Origin of the sequence: Salmonella sp. SJTUF15570, assembly GCF_043357055.1 — a bacterium.
Classification (GTDB): domain Bacteria; phylum Pseudomonadota; class Gammaproteobacteria; order Enterobacterales; family Enterobacteriaceae; genus Salmonella; species Salmonella enterica.
Genome location: NZ_JBEUKJ010000002.1, coordinates 381,992 through 400,431 on the forward strand (window position 1 = coordinate 381,992; position 18,440 = coordinate 400,431).

Consider the following 18,440-nt stretch of genomic DNA (forward strand, 5'->3'; position numbering starts at 1 on the left):
GTTAGAATCTCTGACAGGAATGTGTTCTTTCATTGGATAAAGTTTTCAGGTCATACGGCATGCCATCTCTTAATGTAAAACAAGAAAAAAATCAGTCAGTTGCAGGTTATTCACTGCCGCCCGCCAACAGTCATGAAATCGATTTGTTTAGCCTTATAGAGGTGTTATGGCAGGCGAAACGTCGTATTCTTGCTACCGTTTTCGCCTTTGCGTGCGTGGGGTTGCTTCTGTCCTTTCTGCTGCCGCAAAAATGGACCAGCCAGGCGATTGTCACACCGGCGGAGTCGGTACAGTGGCAGGGGCTGGAGAGAACGTTGACCGCGCTGCGCGTGTTGGATATGGAGGTAAGCGTTGATCGGGGCAGCGTATTTAATCTGTTTATTAAAAAGTTTAGCTCGCCCTCGCTGCTGGAAGAATATCTTCGTTCTTCTCCGTATGTCATGGATCAATTAAAAGGCGCGCAAATAGACGAGCAGGATCTTCACCGGGCGATTGTCCTGCTGAGCGAAAAAATGAAAGCGGTGGACAGTAATGTCGGCAAGAAAAATGAAACGTCGTTATTCACGTCGTGGACGCTGAGTTTTACCGCGCCGACGCGGGAAGAAGCGCAAAAAGTGCTGGCTGGCTATATTCAGTACATCTCCGATATCGTCGTGAAAGAGACGCTGGAAAATATTCGTAACCAGCTGGAAATCAAAACCCGCTATGAGCAGGAAAAGCTGGCGATGGATCGGGTGCGTCTCAAAAACCAGCTTGATGCCAATATTCAACGTCTCCATTATTCGCTGGAAATCGCCAACGCCGCTGGCATTAAGAGACCGGTTTACAGCAATGGTCAGGCGGTAAAAGATGATCCGGATTTTTCTATTTCCCTCGGCGCGGATGGTATTTCCCGCAAACTGGAAATTGAAAAAGGGGTAACGGACGTGGCCGAGATCGACGGTGATTTGCGTAACCGTCAATACCATGTTGAACAACTGGCGGCAATGAATGTGAGCGACGTGAAGTTTACCCCGTTTAAATATCAACTGTCGCCGTCTCTGCCAGTGAAAAAAGATGGCCCGGGTAAAGCGGTCATTATTATCCTGGCGGCGTTGATTGGCGGTATGATGGCCTGCGGCGGCGTATTACTGCGTCACGCGATGGTCTCGCGTAAAATGGAAAACGCGCTGGCGATAGATGAACGGTTAGTCTGATTTACCCGAAAAGCCGGATAGCGATATCCGGCTTTGTCATCTGTGTGGGCGACTATCGCCGCCCCAGCGGTACCACCAGCGGCGTCCCGGCAACCGGATCGTCGATAATCATACAGCGCAGCCCATAGATTTTTTCGATAAGCTCTGCGGTAACAATCTCTTTCGGCGCGCCCTGTGCGACAATATTACCTTCGCGTAATGCAATCAAATGCGTGGCGTATCGGCAGGCCTGATTCAGGTCATGCAGGACGGCGGCGAGCGTATAGCCTTTTTCGCGGTTGAGATCGCTTAACAACTCCAGCAAATCAATTTGATGGCTAATATCCAGCCACGTTGTCGGCTCATCCAGCAGCATGATGGACGTTTCCTGCGCCAGTACCATGGCTATCCACGCCCGCTGACGTTGGCCGCCGGACAGAGTGTCTACGCTTTGCGTCGCCAGTGAGGTGATACCTGTTGCACGCATGGCACTGGCGACGGCGTCGGCATCTTCCTTGCGCCAGCGGGTAAATAACGGCTGATGCGGATAACGCCCTCTGGCGACCAGCTCTTGTACGGTGATATCGCCCGGCGTAGTGGCGTTTTGCGCCAGCAATCCGATGCGCCGCGCCACCTCTTTACTGGCGTAACGCTGTATCTGTTCGCCATCCAGCCAGATATGGCCGTCAACAGGCGTCATCAGACGGCTTAGCGTGCGTAGTAACGTTGACTTGCCGCAGCCGTTAGGGCCGATGATGGCGGTAAAATGGCCGTCCGGAATCGAAACATTAAGGTTTTTTGCGACGGTATAGCTGCCATAACCCAGCGTTAACTGGTCGCCGCGCAAACGGGCTACGGATTCGGTCATTTTTTGCGGGACTCCTGAATTAACAAGACGATAAGGTAAATACCGCCGAGGCTGACGGTGACCACGCCCACTGGAAGCTGATAAGGCATAAACAGTTGCTGCGCGCACGCATCGGCGGCCAGTAGTAATAATGCGCCGCACAGCGCCGACTGGGTTAATCCCCAGCGCGCTGTGCCGCTAAGACGGCGGGCGATGTGCGGCGCGACAAGGGCAATAAACGAGATGGGGCCTGCCAGTGCCGTTGCCGCAGCGGTGAGCGACACCGCCACCAGCATCAGCATCAGGCGTGACCGCTCCACGCTAACACCCAGCGCGCAGGCGCTGTCATCGCCCATCTCCAGCAGCCGCATACGACGCACCAGTAGCGCGGCGCCTGTCAGCATCACAATAATCAGCGGCGCCGAAGGCCAGGTTTTTGCCCATGTCAGACCGTTGAGCGACCCGGCGTTCCATAAGCCGGCGGTGAGCGCCGTTTCCAGCGACGCCTGCAACAGAAGCCAGGTATTAAAGGCGACTAACATCGCGCGGATGCCGATACCGATGATAATCAGCCGGAAAGTTTCAATCCCGTTACGCCAGGCGAGCAGCCAGACAATCAATGACGTGACGATACCGCCCGCCATTGCCGCCAGCGCGATCGCGGTAAGATGCTGGCCAAACAGGACCATTGCGACCAGTACGCCGCTCCAGGCGCCGGTATTAAAGCCCATCACATCAGGGCTGCCTAGGGGGTTACGCATCAACGACTGAAAAATCGCGCCACTGACGCCAAGCGCAGCGCCAATCAGCAGCGCCATTAATACGCGCGGTAGTCGCCATTCGGTTACGACAAGGGTGATGTTACGCGGCGCGTCGCCCAGCAGCGCGGCAATAATCTGCCCGGTCTCAAGAGGCACGGCGCCGCTTTGCAGGCTCCATAAGCCAATGGCGAAGCAGCCAGCCGCCAGAATCAGGCAGCTTACGATAAGCCGACGAGAAAGAAACATCACAGGCCGCCTCCGTTCGATTTACGGCGTACCAGAAAAATAAGTACCGGCGCGCCGATAAACGCACTGACGACCGATACGCGGAGTTCGCCCGGCACTAACAGACGACCAATAATATCGGCAAAAAGCAGCAGAGCAGGGGTTGCCAGTAGTGTTACCGGCAGCGACCAACGGTGGTCTGCGCCCACCAGCCAACGCGCCATATGCGGCATCATCAGACCAATAAAGGCGATAGGGCCGACCAGCGCCGTTGCGCTGCCGCACAAGACGGTAATCGCCAGTAATCCGATAAGTTGGGTGCGCGCCACTTTACTCCCCAGCGCCGTCGCGGTATCGCTGCCGAGGCTCAGGCTGTTCAGCGCACGGCTCAGAAATAACGCCACGATCCCAGCGATAACCACGGGCGCAAGCGCGACTTTCAACGTTTGCAGGCTGCGAATGTCCAGCGATCCCGCCTGCCAGAAGCGAAGCTGATCATAAACCTCTGGATTTAACAGCGCGATGCCGCTGGTCAATCCTTCCAGTACCGCGCCAAGCGCCACGCCCGCCAGTGTCAGGCGGACCGGGCTTAACTGGCCGCCGCCCTGACTACCGGTGAAGGCGACAATCAGCGATGCGATAAGCGCGCCGCTAAATGCCATGAAAAGCTGTTCCAGCGGCGTGGAGAAACCAAACAGTGCCGCACCCAGTACAATGGCGAAGCTGGCGCCGTTGTTAACGCCCAGAATCCCCGGGTCGGCGAGCGGGTTGCGAGTGAGAGTTTGCATGAGCGCCCCGGCGAGACCCAATGCGCCGCCTGCCAGTAATCCGGCCAGCGTACGCGGCAAACGCGCATCCAGGACGATGGTGCAATCGGCGCTTTGGCACACGCCGGTGAACGCCTCCAGCACGACGGCGGCGGGCAGCGGTTTCGCGCCAATGACCAGGCTTAAAACCGCGGCGAGACTCAGTAATAACAACAATCCGGGCACGGCAAACGCGCGCGTCACGGAAAACGAGCATGACATAGTAACTTCCCTGATAATGATAGTAATTATCGTTATCTATCTTATTTGGTTATGTTAGCATGTGCAGCCATTGAATGGATATTTAAAAAAACTCGCATTAAGGCGTTGTAATGAATCGACAATCCTGGCTGCTCAATCTCAGCCTGTTGAAGACGCACCCTGCATTTCGCGCAGTATTTCTGGCCCGTTTTATCTCTATTGTCTCGCTGGGGCTGCTTGGCGTGGCGGTTCCGGTACAGATCCAAATGATGACGCACTCCACCTGGCAGGTAGGGCTGTCGGTAACGTTAACCGGCGGCGCCATGTTTATTGGCTTAATGGTGGGCGGTGTGCTGGCCGATCGCTACGAACGTAAAAAGGTGATTCTGCTGGCGCGCGGTACTTGCGGTATTGGCTTTATTGGCCTGTGCGTGAACGCTCTGCTGCCGGAACCGTCATTGCTGGCGATATATCTCCTTGGCCTGTGGGACGGCTTTTTCGCGTCTTTGGGCGTGACCGCGTTACTGGCGGCGACGCCAGCGCTGGTCGGAAGAGAAAATCTGATGCAGGCCGGCGCGATTACCATGCTGACGGTACGTCTGGGATCGGTTATTTCCCCGATGTTGGGGGGCATATTGCTTGCCAGCGGCGGCGTAGCCTGGAACTATGGGCTGGCGGCCGTCGGGACGTTTATTACGCTATTGCCGTTACTGACGCTGCCGCGACTGCCTGTTCCTCCGCAGCCGCGGGAAAATCCTTTTATCGCGTTACTGGCGGCATTTCGTTTTTTGCTCGCGAGTCCGCTTATCGGCGGTATTGCGCTGCTTGGCGGTCTGGTGACGATGGCAAGCGCGGTACGCGTCCTCTATCCGGCGCTGGCGATGAGCTGGCAGATGTCGGCGGCGCAAATCGGTTTGCTGTATGCGGCAATTCCGCTGGGGGCGGCCATTGGCGCGCTGACCAGCGGACAACTGGCGCATAGCGTTCGTCCGGGGCTCATTATGCTGGTTTCGACAGTCGGTTCTTTTCTGGCGGTGGGGCTGTTCGCCATCATGCCGGTCTGGATCGCAGGTGTTATCTGTCTGGCGCTATTTGGCTGGCTTAGCGCCATCAGTTCGTTATTACAATACACTCTGCTGCAAACCCAGACGCCGGAAAATATGCTGGGGCGAATGAACGGCCTGTGGACCGCGCAAAACGTCACGGGAGACGCTATCGGCGCGGCGCTGTTAGGCGGTCTTGGCGCAATGATGACGCCGGTCGCTTCCGCGAGCGTGAGTGGATTCGGGCTGGTGATTATCGGTTTGTTGCTGCTGTTAGTGCTGGGCGAGCTACGCCGTTTTCGCCAGACGCCGCCGGTTAGCGATGCTGGCTGATAAAGAGGCGTTTATCCGACTGACAAAATCGGTCTGGTCAGTCGGATAAGACTCCGATAAGGCTAAAACAGGGCGGCCAGCCGGTTAAGCAACAATGTTGCGCTGTAATAATCCAGACGGAACGTCTCCGTACCCAGGGCATAGACGCGCTTATTTTGCACCGCTGGCAGGTGCGCCAGCAGCGGATTGGCGTAAAGGGCCGCGACATCTTTGTTGTCGCCGGCAAACAGGAAAAGAGATTCGCCGTTTAACCCGGCGGCCAGATTTTCACCGCCAAGCTGAATGATATCGTGGCGCTTACCCTGGCTTTTGCTGGTTTGCAGCCCTCGGGGCAATGTCGCCAGCGTAAAGCCTAACTGTGTCAATAGCTTGCCTTGTGCTGATTCTGGCGTCCACAGATTGGCGCTATGCGCGGCAGGGGTATACACCAGCGCGCTAACCGGCTGCGGCGGCAGGGCGATTCGCTGTTTAACCGTCGTCAGTTGCGTCTCAAATTCCGCTATTCGCGCGGCGGCCTGTTTCTCCTGACCGGTGATCTCGCCAAGCTGCGTGAGCAAACTCTGCCAGCTTTTATCGTCATAATTGATGACGAGCGTCGGCGCGATAGCGGAGAGCTGATCGTAAAGCGCCAGCGCGGAGTCGCCGCCGGTGGCGCTAATCAAAATGAGATCCGGCATTTGCGCTGCGACCGTTTCGGCATTCGGTTCGCCGATGTACAGCCGGGCGACATGGCGAGCCTTTGCTACGTCGCTCCACTGGCGCATAAACCCTTGATCGTCAGCAAAGCGGTTATTCGGCGTAGTGGCCCCGCTGGCGACGACGGGCGCATCAATCGCCAGCAGCGAGCCTGTTAACGTCACGCTGGTAGAGACGATACGCGCGGGTTTGTGGTCCAGAGTATGAACGCCGCGGCTGTCCTGGATTTGCCGGGGCCAACCGGCGTCCTGGGCTAAGGATATTCCTGAAATTGATATACCAACCACTAAAAGCAGCCAACGATAAAAGGCGGGGAGTCTCACAATAGCGTCCTGTTATTAATAAAGTTAATGCTTCTCATTTTCATCTCAGCGGCAGCGAGATGCAAGCCTTAGTGCCATTTAACTCATGACCAGAGTTGACAGAGCGACGTTTTACTCTTAGGTTAGCGCACTAAAAATAGAAATAATAATCATTATTATACACAAAATCATTCAAGAAGCATCGCGACGGCAAGGGAAGAATCCCCGCGGGCATAGATAACTGTGTGACCGGGGTTTCTGAGCGCAGCCAACAAAGAGGCAGCTTGAAAGATGAAGTGTATATAAGCCTTTATCATTGGAGGATGATATGGATATGTCACTGGCCGAGGACGCTCAGGAGACAATGGCAACGCTTGCTCCCGATCGCTTTTTCTTCATGTCGCCGTATCGCAGTTTTACCACTTCCGGGTGCTTCGCCCGTTATACCGAGCCTGCGGTTGCCGGAGATTCGCCGGATAGCCCTTTCCAGCAGAAATTGCGCCAGCAGTTTGCCGAGGCCAAATCGCAGGGCATCGCCAACCCTATCCTGGTGGGGGCGATCCCCTTTGATACCCGTCAGCCGTCGTCGCTATTTATCCCGATGGCGTGGCAGTCCTTTTCCCGCCAGCAAAAGCAGCGCACGGCGCGTTATTTTACTGCCCATCAGCCGCTGACGGTGACGGCGCGAAAGGCGATTCCGGAGCAGGATGCTTTTGAAGCGATGGTCGCACGTGCGGCTATGCTGACCGCCACGCCAGACGTCGATAAAGTGGTGCTTTCCCGGTTAATAGATATCACCACTGATGTGGCGGTGGATAGCGGAGCATTGCTGGAGCGGCTGGTTGCGCAGAATCCAGTTAGTTACAACTTCCATGTGCCACTGGCGGATGGCGGCGTTCTGCTGGGCGCCAGCCCCGAATTGCTGCTACGCAAAGAGGGCGAGCGGTTTAGTTCGCTGCCGTTAGCAGGCTCGGCACGCCGGCAGCCGGATGACGTTCTGGATCGCGAGGCGGGAAACCGACTGCTGGCTTCACAAAAAGATCGCCATGAACATGAGCTGGTGACGCAGGCGATGAAGCAGATCCTGCGCGATCGCAGCACGGAACTGCAATTACCTTCCTCTCCGCAGTTGATCACCACGCCGACGCTATGGCATCTCGGTACGCCGTTTGAGGGCAAGGCCAACGCCGGAGAAAACGCGCTGACGCTGGCCTGTCTGCTGCATCCAACGCCTGCGTTAAGCGGTTTCCCCCATCAGGTCGCGAAAAAGCTGATTGCTGAACTGGAACCGTTCGATCGTGAACTGTTTGGCGGCATTGTCGGCTGGTGCGACGCCGAAGGAAACGGCGAGTGGGTAGTAACGATTCGTTGCGCGAAATTGCACGGTAATCAGGTGCGCCTGTTCGCCGGCGCCGGGATTGTCCCTGCCTCTTCGCCAGTCGGCGAGTGGCGGGAAACCGGCGTCAAGCTCTCTACGATGTTGAACGTTTTTGGACTGCATTAAGGAACGATGATGCGTATACCTTTCACCCGTTGGCCGGATGAATTTGCCCGCCGTTATCGTGAAAAAGGCTACTGGCAAGACGTGCCGTTGACCGATATTCTGACCCGCCACGCTGACAGCGACAAGACGGCGGTCATTGAAGGCGAGCGCGCATTCAGCTATCGCCAGCTCAACCAGGCCGCGGATAATCTGGCCTGCAGTTTACGCCGTCAGGGCATCAAACCTGGCGAAACCGCTCTGGTACAACTGGGGAATGTACCGGAACTGTATATCACCTTTTTCGCCCTGTTGAAGCTTGGCGTAGCGCCTGTTCTGGCGCTGTTTAGCCATCAACGTACCGAACTTAACGCCTATGCGATGCAGATCGCGCCGACGCTGGTGATTGCCGATCGCCAACATATGCTGTTCGCCGGGGAGGACTTTCTCAACACGTTTGTGGCTGAACACCGCTCTGTGCGGGTGGTGTTATTGCGCAACGACGACGGCGATCACAGCCTGGACGCGGCGATGCGGCAGGCGGCGGAAGATTTCACCGCCACGCCATCACCTGCTGACGAAGTGGCCTACTTTCAGCTTTCCGGCGGTACTACCGGCACGCCAAAGCTTATTCCCCGTACCCATAACGACTATTACTACAGCGTGCGCCGCAGCAATGAGATTTGCGGTTTCAACGAGGAGACGCGTTTTCTGTGCGCGATTCCCGCCGCGCATAACTACGCCATGAGTTCGCCGGGCGCGCTGGGCGTCTTTCTTGCCAAAGGAACGGTAGTGCTGGCGACCGATCCCAGCGCCACGCTCTGTTTCCCGCTGATCGAAAAACACCAGATTAATGCCACGGCGCTGGTGCCGCCCGCGGTCAGTCTATGGCTACAGGCTATCCAGGAGTGGGGCGGCAATACGCCGCTGGCGTCATTAAGGTTATTGCAGGTCGGCGGCGCGCGCCTTTCTGCGACGCTGGCCGCCCGTATTCCGGCTGAAATTGGCTGTCAGTTGCAGCAGGTCTTCGGCATGGCGGAAGGGTTAGTGAATTATACCCGGCTGGACGATAGTCCGGAACGGATTATCAATACCCAGGGAAGACCCATGTGTCCGGACGACGAAGTGTGGGTGGCGGATGCTGACGGGAATCCACTGCCGCCGGGCGAGATTGGTCGTCTGATGACGCGCGGCCCCTATACTTTTCGCGGCTATTTCAACAGTCCGCTACACAATGCCAGCGCCTTTGACGCCAACGGTTTTTACTGCTCCGGCGATCTGATCTCCATTGATCAAGACGGCTACATCACCGTTCACGGGCGTGAAAAAGATCAGATCAATCGGGGCGGCGAGAAGATAGCCGCCGAAGAGATAGAAAACCTGTTACTGCGCCACCCGGCGGTGATCCATGCGGCGCTGGTCAGCATGGAAGATGAACTGCTGGGGGAAAAAAGTTGCGCATATCTGGTGGTAAAAGAGCCGCTGCGAGCGGTACAGGTACGCCGTTTCCTGCGAGAGCAGGGCGTGGCGGAATTTAAATTACCGGATCGCGTGGAGTGCGTTGCGTCACTGCCGCTGACGCCGGTTGGTAAAGTCGATAAAAAACAATTACGCCAGCGGTTGGCGTCACGTTCACCGCTCTGAAGGAGAAAGAGAGATGGCCATTCCGAAACTACAGTCTTACGCGCTGCCCACCGCACTGGATATCCCGACCAACAAAGTGAACTGGGCATTTGAGCCGGAGCGCGCGGCGCTGCTCATCCACGATATGCAGGATTACTTTGTCAGCTTTTGGGGCCGCAACTGCCCAATGATGGACCAGGTGATTGCCAATATCGCCGCTCTGCGCCAGTACTGTAAGGAACATCATATCCCGGTCTATTACACCGCTCAGCCGAAAGAGCAAAGCGATGAAGATCGCGCGTTACTCAATGATATGTGGGGGCCGGGACTGACGCGCTCTCCGGAACAGCAGAAGGTGGTAGAAGCCTTAACGCCGGATGAGGCGGATACGGTGCTGGTGAAGTGGCGTTATAGCGCGTTTCACCGCTCGCCGCTGGAACAGATGTTAAAAGATACCGGACGCAATCAGCTCATCATTACCGGCGTGTATGCGCATATTGGCTGTATGACCACCGCTACCGATACGTTTATGCGCGACATTAAGCCGTTTATGGTGGCGGATGCGCTGGCGGATTTCAGCCGGGAAGAGCATCTGATGGCGCTGAACTATGTGGCGGGGCGTTCCGGTCGCGTCGTCATGACTGAATCGCTGCTGCCGACGCCGGTTCCTGCCAGTAAAGCGGCGCTGCGGGCGTTGATTCTGCCGTTGCTGGATGAGACCGACGAGCCGCTGGATGATGAAAACCTGATTGATTATGGCCTGGATTCAGTACGCATGATGGGGCTGGCGGCGCGCTGGCGTAAAGTACACGGCGATATCGACTTCGTGATGCTGGCGAAAAACCCGACCATTGACGCCTGGTGGGCGCTGCTTTCTCGCGGGGTAGAGTAATGACCGGCTTTGATTTTTCAGACAAAACGGTATGGGTGACCGGGGCGGGGAAAGGGATCGGTTACGCGACGGCGCTGGCGTTTGTCGACGCCGGGGCGCGGGTGATCGGCTTCGATCGCGAATTTACGCAAGAGAGTTATCCCTTTGCTACCGAAGTCATGGATGTGGCGGATGCCGCACAGGTTGCGCAGGTGTGTCAGCGTGTGTTGCAAAAAACGCCGCGGCTGGATGTGCTGGTCAACGCCGCCGGTATTTTGCGTATGGGAGCGACCGATGCGCTTAGCGTCGACGACTGGCAGCAGACGTTTGCGGTCAATGTGGGCGGGGCATTTAACCTGTTTTCGCAGACGATGGCGCAGTTTCGCCGTCAGCAAGGAGGGGCGATTGTCACCGTAGCCTCAGATGCGGCGCATACGCCGCGTATCGGTATGAGCGCCTACGGCGCCTCTAAAGCGGCGCTGAAAAGCCTGGCGCTAACCGTAGGGCTGGAGCTGGCGGGCTGCGGGGTACGCTGTAATGTGGTGTCGCCGGGTTCGACTGACACCGATATGCAGCGCACGTTATGGGTGAGTGAAGATGCCGAACAACAGCGCATTCGCGGTTTCGGCGAACAGTTTAAGCTCGGCATACCGCTCGGTAAAATCGCCCGTCCGCAGGAGATAGCCAATACCATTTTGTTTCTTGCCTCCGATCTGGCCAGCCACATTACCTTGCAGGATATCGTGGTGGACGGCGGTTCAACATTGGGAGCCTGACGATGATCTGGAAACGGCATTTAACGCTGGATGAATTGAACGCTACCAGTCAGAACACGCTGGTGGCGCATCTGGGCATTGTTTACACCCGTCTGGGCGATGACGTGCTGGAGGCGGAAATGCCCGTCGATGCCCGCACTCATCAACCGTTTGGTCTGCTACACGGCGGCGCATCGGCAGCGCTGGCGGAGACGTTAGGATCAATGGCCGGTTATCTGATGACCCGCGACGGGCAGTGCGTGGTCGGGACCGAGTTAAACGCCACTCACCACCGCGCCGTCTCGCAGGGGAAAGTACGCGGTGTTTGCGTGCCGCTGCATCTGGGACGGCAGAATCAAAGCTGGGAAATTACGCTCTTTGACGAGCAGGGGAGGCGCTGCTGCACCTGTCGCCTGGGAACGGCGGTAATGGGATAGTTCTGACAAAGTAAAATGCAATTGCAGCGTTAACGAAGAAAGGAAGTGATCTGGTTAACACTGTAATGTAAAAAATGGGTAACGATCCGGTTTTATCATGTTGTTGTGTTGTTAATTACGGTAAAGGTGTTATAGAAACAAAATGTAACATCTCTCTGGAACACCCAAACGGACAACAACTATGAATAAATCAGGGAAATACCTCGTCTGGACAGCGCTCTCAGTATTGGGTGCGTTTGCCCTGGGCTATATTGCGTTAAATCGTGGGGAACAGATCAACGCGCTATGGATCGTGGTGGCGTCGGTCTGTGTCTATCTTATTGCGTATCGTTTTTATGGGCTCTATATCGCCAAAAAAGTGCTGGCGGTTGACCCAACGCGTATGACGCCCGCGGTACGTCATAATGATGGTCTGGATTATGTCCCGACCGATAAGAAAGTGCTGTTCGGTCACCATTTTGCTGCCATTGCTGGCGCAGGTCCGCTGGTCGGGCCGGTACTGGCGGCGCAGATGGGCTATCTGCCGGGGATGATCTGGCTGCTGGCGGGCGTTGTGCTGGCGGGAGCGGTGCAGGACTTTATGGTGCTGTTCGTCTCGACCCGGCGCGATGGGCGTTCGCTTGGCGAGCTGGTTAAAGAGGAGATGGGCGCGACGGCAGGGGTGATCGCGCTGGTAGCCTGCTTTATGATCATGGTGATCATTCTGGCCGTCCTGGCGATGATCGTGGTGAAAGCGCTGACCCATAGCCCGTGGGGAACGTACACTGTCGCGTTCACTATTCCACTGGCGATTTTTATGGGCATCTACCTGCGTTATCTGCGTCCGGGGCGCATCGGCGAGGTGTCGGTCATTGGGCTGGTATTCCTTATTTTCGCTATTATTTCCGGCGGATGGGTGGCGGCAAGCCCAACCTGGGCGCCGTACTTTGATTTTACTGGCGTGCAGCTTACCTGGATGCTGGTGGGTTATGGTTTTGTCGCGGCGGTACTGCCGGTCTGGCTGCTGCTCGCGCCGCGTGATTACCTCTCTACCTTCCTGAAAATTGGTACGATTGTCGGTCTGGCGGTCGGGATTCTGATCATGCGTCCGACGCTGACTATGCCAGCGCTGACCAAATTTGTTGATGGTACCGGACCGGTCTGGACGGGCGACCTGTTCCCGTTCCTGTTTATTACCATCGCTTGCGGCGCGGTCTCCGGTTTCCATGCGCTCATCTCCTCCGGCACGACGCCGAAGATGTTGGCCAACGAAGGCCAGGCCTGCTTTATCGGCTACGGCGGGATGTTAATGGAATCTTTCGTCGCCATTATGGCGCTGGTCTCGGCCTGTATTATCGATCCGGGCGTTTACTTTGCGATGAATAGCCCGATGGCGGTACTGGCGCCAGCGGGGACAGCGGATGTCGTGGCTTCTGCCGCGCAGGTGGTCAGTAGTTGGGGTTTCGCTATCACGCCGGATACGTTACACCAGATTGCCAATGAAGTCGGCGAACAATCCATTATCTCCCGCGCAGGCGGTGCGCCAACGCTGGCGGTAGGGATGGCCTACATTTTACATGGCGCGTTGGGCGGCATGATGGATGTGGCGTTCTGGTATCACTTCGCCATTCTGTTTGAAGCGCTGTTTATTCTGACGGCGGTGGATGCGGGTACCCGTGCGGCGCGCTTTATGTTGCAGGATTTGTTGGGCGTAGTGTCGCCAGGGCTGAAACGTACCGATTCGCTGCCAGCGAACCTGCTTGCTACGGCATTGTGCGTGCTGGCGTGGGGGTATTTCCTCCATCAGGGCGTGGTCGATCCGTTGGGCGGTATTAACACCCTGTGGCCGCTGTTTGGCATCGCTAACCAGATGCTGGCGGGGATGGCGCTGATGCTTTGCGCCGTGGTACTGTTCAAAATGAAGCGTCAGCGTTATGCGTGGGTCGCGCTGGTGCCAACGGCCTGGCTGCTGATTTGTACGCTGACGGCGGGCTGGCAGAAAGCGTTTAGTCCGGATGCGAAAATCGGCTTCCTGGCCATTGCCAATAAGTTCCAGGCGATGATCGACAGCGGCAATATTCCGCCGCAATACACCGAATCGCAGCTCGCGCAGTTGGTATTCAATAACCGTCTGGATGCCGGGCTAACCATCTTCTTTATGGTGGTGGTCGTGGTGCTGGCGGTCTTCTCTATTAAGACGGCGCTGGCCGCTCTGAAGATTGATAAACCGACGGCGAATGAAACGCCGTATGAGCCGATGCCGGAAAATGTGGATGAGATCGTGACGCAGGCGAAAGGCGCGCACTAATCTTTTTTCATCAATAGCCCTCTCCAGAATAAGGAGAGGGCATTTGAATGACAGGTGACAACGATGTTCGATACGCTTTCGAAAGCCGGAAAATATCTGGGACAGGCCGCAAAAATGATGATTGGCGTGCCAGACTACGACAACTATGTTGAGCATATGCGCATAACGCATCCGGATCAGACGCCGATGACCTATGAAGAATTTTTCCGCGAGCGGCAGGATGCGCGCTATGGTGGAAAAGGCGGCGCGCGTTGCTGCTGATGGTTGCCAGGTCTGATAAGCGCAACGCCACCAGGCTATATTCTGAAAAATTCAACTTTTTCAAACGCCGCACGCAGGGTGTCTGGCGTTAACGTCACCGGTAAATAGTGGATGGATTCGACCGGGCGCAGGGTATGCGCGATTACCCTATCGATTTCGGCGGTGTTATGAATATCCACGCCCAGTTCGCTAAGCTTGGCCGGCAGATGAAATCGCCGGTACGCTGCAATCAATTGCGCCAGCACGTCATCTTGTCCCAGTAGCGCGCTTTGCACCAGAATGCCATAAGCCACTTTCGTTCCGTGCAGGAATTTTTCCGTTTGCGGCAGGACGGTCAGACCGTTGTGTACCGCATGGGCGGCGGCGACACGGGTATAGCGTTCCCCAAGGCCGCCGACCATACCGCCGCCAGCGATAATCGCATCCACCACGTCGCAAAATGCCTGGGTCAGCCGACGCTGCTGTTTATCCGCTAATGCTTGTTCGCTGCTGTCCAGCAGGAGATCGCGAATAGCGCACGCGCTGTTAATGCCCAGTCTTACGGTCAAAGGTAACGTTTCAGGCTGCGGCGCAAGCACAACGGCTTCATACCATTTCGCCAGCGTATCGCCAATGCCAGCTAACAGATAGTCATCGGGCGCCTGCAGAATAATGCGCGGTTCGACCAGCACCAGAAAATTGGCATCATCAAAAATTTCGAACTGTAACGCCTGTCCCGCGTCGTTATACCAGACGGAAAGCGGTGTCCAGGCGGCGCAGGTCGCTGCGATGGTCGGGATAGCGACAAACGGCAGCGCCAGACGGCGGGCGAGCGCTTTGGCGGTATCGAGCAGCGCGCCGCCGCCGACGCCTATCACCACCTGACGATCGTCGTTGCAGGCGTGCGCCAGTTGGGTAACATGGCGTTCGCTACAATGGCCGGTAAACTGCAGATGTTTTGCGCCAGCACGTTCAAACGCTTCCGGCAGGTAAGGCCGGGCGGCGGCAATCGCGCGTTCGCCGTACACCCAAACGGCGTGGGAAAGCTGTTCCGGCGTGAAAAAGTCTGTCAGTCTTCCGAGGCTTCCGGCATGGGAAAAATAATTCGCCGGGCCGGTAACGACGCGGATTTCAGTGTGGTTCATGTTGTGTTGTCCTTAGGGTCTTCTCACCGCTGTTATTATATTTAGACATCTAAACGTCTTGATTGCCAAATACTAACACCCTGTGATAGTGTGTCAATAACCACATCACTGGCGGGTATGAAGATAATGAGAAATAACCCACTGATTCCAAAAAGCAAATTGCCCAATCTTGGCACCACGATTTTTACGCAAATGAGCGCGCTGGCGCAGAAACATCAGGCAATAAATTTATCGCAAGGCTTCCCTGATTTTGATGGTCCTCGTTATTTGCACGAGCGGTTGGCTTATCATGTCGCGCAGGGCGCGAATCAATATGCGCCGATGACGGGCGCGCAGGCGCTGCGGGAGGCCATAGCCGATAAAACGGCGGAAATATATGGTTATCGACCCGATGACGTCAGTGATATCACCGTCACGGCGGGCGCGACAGAAGCGCTGTATGCGGCGATTACCGCGCTGGTGCGGGCAGGGGATGAGGTTATCTGTTTCGATCCCAGTTACGACAGCTATGCCCCGGCCGTGGCGCTTTCCGGCGGCGTGTTAAAACGCATAGCGCTTACACCGCCGCATTTTCGCGTCGACTGGCAGGCGTTTTCGGCGTTGCTTAGCGAGCGCACGCGGCTGGTGATCCTCAATACGCCGCATAATCCCACCGCTACCGTCTGGCGTCAGGAGGATATCGAGGCGCTGTGGCAGGCTATCGGCGAGCGGGAAATTTATGTATTAAGCGATGAAGTGTACGAGCATATTTGTTTTGCCGTCGAAGGCCATGCCAGCGTATTGGCGCACCCTCAGTTACGAGAGCGGGCGGTTGCCGTTTCATCGTTTGGTAAAACCTTTCATATGACAGGATGGAAGATTGGTTACTGCGTTGCGCCTGCGGCCATTAGCGCCGAAATACGCAAAGTTCATCAGTACCTGACGTTTTGCGTCAATACGCCGGCGCAACTGGCGTTGGCGGATATGCTGCGCGCCGCGCCGGAACACTATCGCGCGTTACCCGATTTTTACCGGAAAAAACGCGATGTGCTGGTTAACGCGCTGGCGCAAAGCCGATTAAAAGTGCTGCCCTGTGAAGGTACCTATTTTCTGTTAATCGATTACAGCGCAGTGTCGACGCTAAATGACGTTGAGTTTTGTCAGTGGCTAACCGAAGAAGTCGGTGTCGCCGCTATTCCGCTTTCTGTCTTTTGCGCCGCCCCTTTCCCGCATCAGCTTATACGTTTATGTTTCGCTAAACAGGAATCAACGCTGCTGGCCGCCGCAGAGCGCCTGTGTAAACTGTAGTTATTTAACCGTCCACGCTCTGGAGAATCGACGGTCTGCAAAAAGCTCCTGCAGGCCGTTGATCTGTTTCAGGCGCAGGACTTCATCGGCGTCCATACCTAACTCCTGGCCGATTTTGCTCTCGTCCCAGCCTAGCAGAGAAAGTTCGCGCACGATTTCTGACATGGCGTGGATCTGGTGACGCCCGCGCGCGCGGTTATGCCGAATGGTTGCCGCCATGCGTTCGTGACGTTCTCTGTCCAGACACGTTATCGGCAGGTAGCCTTTCAGACGCCTTTTCAGGGCCGCTTTTCCTTTGCCCAGCTCATGACGGTGAAAACCGTCCACAATCTCGTACTCCTCGGCATCGGCCTTTACCACCACGATCGGCTGAGTAAACCCATCTTGTTCAATCGATTTAAGCAGCAGTTTTTTCTCCGGCGGCGCAACGTTATTCGGGTTGTAGTCATTAGGCGAAATATGATCGTTTTTCACCCACAGGACACAATCGACAGGCTCATCGCGAAAAGGACTAACGCTATGTATCGCCATTCTAAATTCATTAATGGCGGCGATCCTCTCCTCTTCAGGCAGTTCAGAGAGAAAGTGAGTTATTTCGGCTGTGAGTCGGTGTTGCATAAGATCCCCCATTCCTGGCGTTTAGCTTTCATACGTTCGTTATAACGCTGGTAATTCTTAGGTTTTGTCGGACTGAATGACAGCGCCCGGCACCAGTAATCATTGTTCAGTAATACTTTGCAGATCCGTCGCCACGACGGAATATCGCGCGATCCGATATCGCCATGCTGCGTCTGTGGAATGGTGTTCATGCCTTTTTTCTTATACCACTGCAAATAAACGGCGATTTTATTACGGTAATGTTCGGCAGTGACTTCAGGCATACTGTGTAGCAGGAGCAGCGCGTACTCTTCCCAGTTAAGGTGATCGGGTTTTAAAATTTTCCGGTGGCCATAAAAATGGCTGTCTTGTCCGGCGTATATACCTCCGCTGAGTGCGCCGCTGACTCTGGCGCACATGGCCGCCCAGCGCTCAGGTTCGATAACATGATACAGCCATAACCCTTGTCGTTGTTCCGGGCCGAACGGTTCGCAAATACGCATGTAACGGGGCGGTACGCCAGCCTGATACATCAAATTATACAAAGGGTTACATGGTTTACCTGTTTTGGCGAACCAGGTCCAGATATCTGCGGTTTTCCAGTCATAGATGGGATAGATATACCAGGTGTGCCCCTTAGGGGCTAACGTGGTCCAGGGCTTATCGTCGGCAAAGCGCAGCTTATGCGAGTTAGCGATAGCGGCAAATCGGTTATAGGATTCGTCGGAACGAATACCGACCAGCATAGCGGCAGGACGTTTTTCTGAAAACCAGTCGGCAAAATCGCGAACGAACTGTTCAAAGGTCATGCCTTGTTGATAAAAGGAAAAAAAGGCCGGATCGGTAATCGCATCTTCTGGCGGTTGTCGTACCCAGTCGGTACCCGGCTGCCAACACTGCCACTCCGGCTGGTATTGTGAAAGGGAATTTTGTGTGGTCAAGGGTAATGCGACCCAATAAAAACGCTCAATAACGTCCGCGTAGTATTCACGTAACGATTCAATATAGGCGATGGTACAGGAGAATTGCGCTTCCCAGTCAATGAAGAGAACGTGGATCTTTTTATTCATTTTGCGCGCCAACGTTGCCGTCAGGTGCAGCATAAGTCCTGAATCTTTACCACCAGAAAATGAGACGCAGACCCGGGGTAAGGTTTCCAGGGTCCACATTATACGCTCTTGAGCCGCTTCCAGAACATTTTGCTCAAGTGGAACTTTATAAACCGACATCTCTGGATAGTCTCCGATGTGTTAACTACAGTATATTCGAAATAATTAACATAAAGGATAAGCGGATTAGATGAACTTGCAATGCTTTATTATATTTGTA

17 protein-coding genes are annotated in these 18,440 nt (G+C 55.5%); 10 read left to right on the top strand and 7 right to left on the bottom strand.

Going from position 1 to position 18,440, the window contains the following annotated elements:
- Positions 1–59: 59 nt before the first annotated feature.
- Complete coding sequence (wzz(fepE), locus tag ABVN44_RS05425) at positions 60–1,196, top strand: LPS O-antigen length regulator Wzz(fepE) (protein ID WP_023231630.1); 1,137 nt, start codon at positions 60–62, stop codon at positions 1,194–1,196.
- 52 nt (positions 1,197–1,248) lie between these two features.
- Here the strand turns inward: wzz(fepE) and fepC are convergent, their stop codons facing one another.
- Genes fepC through fepD form a run of 3 tightly spaced genes read right to left on the bottom strand, consistent with a single transcriptional unit; the run spans position 1,249 to position 4,036 of the window.
- Positions 1,249–2,043 (bottom strand): iron-enterobactin ABC transporter ATP-binding protein, encoded by a 795-nt coding sequence (gene fepC, locus ABVN44_RS05430; protein ID WP_023231631.1) that lies wholly within the window; start codon positions 2,041–2,043, stop codon positions 1,249–1,251.
- Complete coding sequence (gene fepG / locus ABVN44_RS05435; protein WP_000480053.1) at positions 2,040–3,029, bottom strand: iron-enterobactin ABC transporter permease; 990 nt, start codon at positions 3,027–3,029, stop codon at positions 2,040–2,042. Before fepG ends, fepC begins: the two co-directional genes overlap by 4 nt.
- On the bottom strand, positions 3,029–4,036 hold the full coding sequence (fepD, locus tag ABVN44_RS05440; RefSeq protein ID WP_001277879.1) for a Fe(3+)-siderophore ABC transporter permease: 1,008 nt from the start codon (positions 4,034–4,036) through the stop codon (positions 3,029–3,031). Before fepD ends, fepG begins: the two co-directional genes overlap by 1 nt.
- Positions 4,037–4,146: 110 nt before the next feature.
- Between fepD and entS the strand changes: the two genes are divergently transcribed.
- Positions 4,147–5,391 (top strand): enterobactin transporter EntS, encoded by a 1,245-nt coding sequence (gene entS / locus ABVN44_RS05445; protein WP_001081666.1) that lies wholly within the window; start codon positions 4,147–4,149, stop codon positions 5,389–5,391.
- Positions 5,392–5,453: 62 nt separating this feature from the next.
- On the opposite strand, the gene fepB is transcribed toward entS, so the two are convergent.
- Positions 5,454–6,410 (bottom strand): Fe2+-enterobactin ABC transporter substrate-binding protein, encoded by a 957-nt coding sequence (gene fepB, locus ABVN44_RS05450; RefSeq protein WP_001238988.1) that lies wholly within the window; start codon positions 6,408–6,410, stop codon positions 5,454–5,456.
- A gap of 307 nt (positions 6,411–6,717) precedes the next feature.
- On the opposite strand from fepB, the gene entC reads away from it, so the two are divergent.
- From entC to ABVN44_RS05485, 7 genes are all read left to right on the top strand, one after another.
- Positions 6,718–7,893, top strand: a complete 1,176-nt coding sequence (gene entC, locus ABVN44_RS05455) for an isochorismate synthase EntC (protein ID WP_023231632.1) — start codon at positions 6,718–6,720, stop codon at positions 7,891–7,893.
- A 9-nt stretch (positions 7,894–7,902) separates the two neighbouring features.
- Positions 7,903–9,513, top strand: a complete 1,611-nt coding sequence (entE, locus tag ABVN44_RS05460) for a (2,3-dihydroxybenzoyl)adenylate synthase EntE (protein WP_023231633.1) — start codon at positions 7,903–7,905, stop codon at positions 9,511–9,513.
- Positions 9,514–9,526: 13 nt separating this feature from the next.
- Entirely contained in the window at positions 9,527–10,384 is an 858-nt protein-coding gene (locus tag ABVN44_RS05465) for an isochorismatase family protein (RefSeq protein WP_393954247.1), read from the top strand.
- Positions 10,384–11,139, top strand: a complete 756-nt coding sequence (gene entA, locus ABVN44_RS05470) for a 2,3-dihydro-2,3-dihydroxybenzoate dehydrogenase EntA (protein WP_023231634.1) — start codon at positions 10,384–10,386, stop codon at positions 11,137–11,139. The genes ABVN44_RS05465 and entA overlap by 1 nt, the downstream gene beginning before the upstream one ends.
- 2 nt (positions 11,140–11,141) lie before the next feature.
- A complete protein-coding gene (gene entH, locus ABVN44_RS05475) occupies positions 11,142–11,555 on the top strand; it encodes a proofreading thioesterase EntH (protein ID WP_020898524.1) in 414 nt (137 codons plus the stop codon).
- 181 nt (positions 11,556–11,736) lie between these two features.
- Complete coding sequence (gene cstA, locus ABVN44_RS05480; protein WP_001043108.1) at positions 11,737–13,842, top strand: pyruvate/proton symporter CstA; 2,106 nt, start codon at positions 11,737–11,739, stop codon at positions 13,840–13,842.
- 63 nt (positions 13,843–13,905) lie between these two features.
- Positions 13,906–14,103 carry a YbdD/YjiX family protein gene (locus ABVN44_RS05485; protein WP_000460619.1) on the top strand — a complete coding sequence of 66 codons (198 nt, stop codon included), beginning with the start codon at positions 13,906–13,908 and terminating at the stop codon, positions 14,101–14,103.
- Positions 14,104–14,138: 35 nt separating this feature from the next.
- On the opposite strand, the gene ABVN44_RS05490 is transcribed toward ABVN44_RS05485, so the two are convergent.
- The gene (locus ABVN44_RS05490; RefSeq protein WP_023231635.1) at positions 14,139–15,227 is read right to left on the bottom strand and encodes an oxidoreductase; all 1,089 of its coding nucleotides are present in this window, start codon (positions 15,225–15,227) and stop codon (positions 14,139–14,141) included.
- A 126-nt stretch (positions 15,228–15,353) separates the two neighbouring features.
- On the opposite strand from ABVN44_RS05490, the gene ABVN44_RS05495 reads away from it, so the two are divergent.
- Positions 15,354–16,514 (top strand): pyridoxal phosphate-dependent aminotransferase, encoded by a 1,161-nt coding sequence (locus tag ABVN44_RS05495; RefSeq protein ID WP_001245599.1) that lies wholly within the window; start codon positions 15,354–15,356, stop codon positions 16,512–16,514.
- Here ABVN44_RS05495 and ABVN44_RS05500 read toward each other — a convergent pair whose 3' ends face one another.
- Both ABVN44_RS05500 and ABVN44_RS05505 read right to left on the bottom strand, forming a co-directional pair.
- Positions 16,515–17,132 (bottom strand): ParB/RepB/Spo0J family partition protein, encoded by a 618-nt coding sequence (locus ABVN44_RS05500; protein ID WP_001164751.1) that lies wholly within the window; start codon positions 17,130–17,132, stop codon positions 16,515–16,517.
- Positions 17,105–18,340, bottom strand: a complete 1,236-nt coding sequence (locus ABVN44_RS05505) for a phosphoadenosine phosphosulfate reductase (protein ID WP_000118142.1) — start codon at positions 18,338–18,340, stop codon at positions 17,105–17,107. Before ABVN44_RS05505 ends, ABVN44_RS05500 begins: the two co-directional genes overlap by 28 nt.
- Positions 18,341–18,440 lie beyond the last annotated feature (100 nt).